This is a genomic window from Sphingobacterium sp. T2 (assembly GCF_000814685.1).
GTDB classification, from domain to species: domain Bacteria; phylum Bacteroidota; class Bacteroidia; order Sphingobacteriales; family Sphingobacteriaceae; genus Sphingobacterium; species Sphingobacterium thermophilum.
The window spans coordinates 1-2,679 of the sequence record NZ_JXAC01000122.1 but is presented as its reverse complement, the minus strand read 5'-3'; the positions used below and the strand labels follow the sequence as shown (position 1 = coordinate 2,679).

Annotated in this window: 4 protein-coding genes; 3 read left to right on the top strand and 1 reads right to left on the bottom strand. The window is 39.1% G+C overall.

Going from position 1 to position 2,679, the window contains the following annotated elements:
* The first annotated feature begins 291 nt into the window (after positions 1–291).
* Complete coding sequence (locus tag SD31_RS20880; protein WP_316929829.1) at positions 292–696, top strand: LLM class flavin-dependent oxidoreductase; 405 nt, start codon at positions 292–294, stop codon at positions 694–696.
* A 13-nt stretch (positions 697–709) separates the two neighbouring features.
* A complete protein-coding gene (locus tag SD31_RS20875; protein ID WP_316929828.1) occupies positions 710–1,333 on the top strand; it encodes an LLM class flavin-dependent oxidoreductase in 624 nt (207 codons plus the stop codon).
* Positions 1,334–1,381: 48 nt separating this feature from the next.
* Here SD31_RS20875 and SD31_RS08745 read toward each other — a convergent pair whose 3' ends face one another.
* Positions 1,382–2,038 (bottom strand): hypothetical protein, encoded by a 657-nt coding sequence (locus SD31_RS08745; protein WP_156138285.1) that lies wholly within the window; start codon positions 2,036–2,038, stop codon positions 1,382–1,384.
* A 121-nt stretch (positions 2,039–2,159) separates the two neighbouring features.
* Here SD31_RS08745 and apaG point away from each other — a divergent pair, with 121 nt between their 5' ends.
* Positions 2,160–2,546, top strand: coding sequence for a Co2+/Mg2+ efflux protein ApaG (gene apaG / locus SD31_RS08740; protein ID WP_039053841.1), 387 nt, complete (start codon positions 2,160–2,162; stop codon positions 2,544–2,546).
* Positions 2,547–2,679 lie beyond the last annotated feature (133 nt).

Here is a 2,679-nt window from a genome sequence, read left to right as displayed (position 1 = left end):
GCAACGAAGCCGCGGCTTCTATATGGGTGACCGCAGTCCTCACGAATTCTCACTAGAATCCCTTCGGGTAAAATTATAGCCGAAAACATTACGCGGACGAAGAGCTGCACAAAAAACTGGAAGAACTAAGCGTCAAGTAAGTTTTTCTATATTCCATGATTATTTTTTAGCCTTTAGCATTTTCGTGCTAAGGCTTTTCTTTTTTCTAAGAAGTATACTTTTTTCTTAATCTATATTAATAATTAACGAACTTCAGGGCTTTAACTTTGTTACAGAAAGGAAAACAAGATTATGTTTGAATTAGGAATAAGCATGTTTGGAGATTTGAGGGTTGATCCTACAACCGGAAAAATCCAACCTGCTCAACAAAGATTACAGGAAATCATTGAAGAAATCAAACTCATGGATGAAGTGGGTTTGGACTTCTTCGGCATAGGAGAGCATCATCGCGCAGATTATGCCGTAGCCTCTCCTGAGATAGTGTTGGCAGCAGCAGCCACCGTAACAAAAAACATAAAACTGGGATCGGCCGTATCGGTAATAAGCTCTGCAGATCCTGTAAAGCTGTATAAAGACTTCGCTACGGTAGATTTGATATCTGGTGGTCGTACCGAAATTATGGCCGGTAGAGGTTCCTTTATAGAATTCTTTCCTTGTTTTTGGATACGATTTAAAGGACTATTCAGAACTTTTTGAGGAGAAACTGGACTTGTTACTGAAGCTGCGTAGCAATCCCGTAATCAACTGGACCGGAAAGTTCAGAAAGTCGCTGATAAATCAGGAAATATTTCCTCGAGCTACTGAAAACGGCCTACCAATATGGATAGCCGTGGGGGGAACCACCTCTTCGGTAATACGTGCCGGCAGATTAGGTCTTCCCGTGATGTTTGCCATCATCGGTGGAGCATGGGAACAGTTCAAACCTCTTTTCGAAGTGTACCGCCAAGCGTATGAAGATTACGGACATGATATAAGCAAATTTCAGGTAGGTGTTCATATGCATTCCTTCTTCGGTGATGACAGCCAAAGCATAGCCGATAGTTATTATCCTATTTATGCTGCACAGATGAACAGAATAGGTGCTTCCCGAGGCTGGCCTCCTTATCAACGTACGCAATACGACTTTGGGCGCTCTTCCTTAGGACACCTAATCGTGGGTGCCCCTGAAGAAATGGTAGATAAAATCCTGAAAATCAAAGAAACTTTCGGTCTGACACGTTTTGCCGCCCATATGGATGTAGGAAGTCCTGCCCATAAGGATATGATGAAATCCATAGAAATATATGGAACAAAAATAGCTCCTAAAATAAGAGAAGCATTGAATAATGCTTAATCAGCCCTAAAATAAAGGACTTTGCAAAAGCAAAGTCCTTTATTATTTTTATCTATTATTACCAAGATTTGAAAGGTTTAAATTGTTGGCTATACCCATCAATTCTTCATAGGTAAAACCATCACCTTCCAATTTGATGATAAATCGGTCTTTAAAAAGCCATTCTATTTCGGATTCTACGTTATTATCATCTTTCTTTTGCTTGATTACAGCTCTTCCGTCCTTGAAGTCCACCACTTTTTCAAAGCCCGTGTCGGTTTCCTTTTCACGATCCATTTTCAAAGCCATAAACACCATAGAAAACATAGCGCTTGCCGTCTCTCCCGCGCCATCTAATATTTCTAACTTCAGCTTCTTCCTTTCATCGACATCTTCATATTTGGCTTTGGCCGATTTAATCTTCAAAACCGAAGCATCTCCGACAGCAAATTCCTTCCTCTTCATGCCTGCTAAACTTTCCGGCAGTACCGCTTTCAACACTTCATTGGATACCGGAGTTTGAGATTTCAGCTCCTTAATCACCTTCTCCATATCCTTTACTTTGTCTTCCAAGGAAGATAGATTTTTTACTCCTGCTGTTTCGGATACTTTATCTATAATACTAGGTTCCGAATCCTCAGCTTTGGTCTCCTTACTTCCTCCCGAACAGGAAAGAAGGCTTCCCATAGTAAGCCCGAGAATAATAAGTATACTTGTTCTTTTCATAATCCTTTATAAGGTTAGGTGTTTTTCGATGCCTTATATTAAAAATAATATAATTTTTTCATATTCAGATGCTTGTCCATTATGATTATTAACGTTTTGTTCTTAATTTTGATTAGGACATATGATAAAAGAAACTAATTGTGGCATAACCGTTTGGGTAGAATGTGAATATCAAGCCGAATATTCCAATCCTGCTAATATGCATTATATGTTTGCTTATCGTATTACGATAAAAAACGATTCGGATTATACCATACAACTTTTAAGCAGACATTGGGATATTTTCGATTCCTTGGGAGAATACAAATGTGTGGAAGGTGAAGGCGTTGTAGGTCAACAACCTATCCTCGCCCCTGGAGAATCGCATCAGTATGTTTCGGGATGCAACCTTAAGACAGAAATGGGCTACATGCAAGGCTATTATACTATGGTTCGACAGCTTGACGGGCAAGAATTCAGGGTGAAAATTCCTCGTTTCAACCTAATAGCCAAATTTAAGCTAAACTAATTTACATCTTCCTGTAAAGTATTTAGTTTTTCCACAATCTAAAAATATTATTTACGTATTTTTGTATTTGGATAGCTATGTCAAGATACAAATATATACGGCTTTAATTCTAGGAGCAACAGGTCTTKTCGGC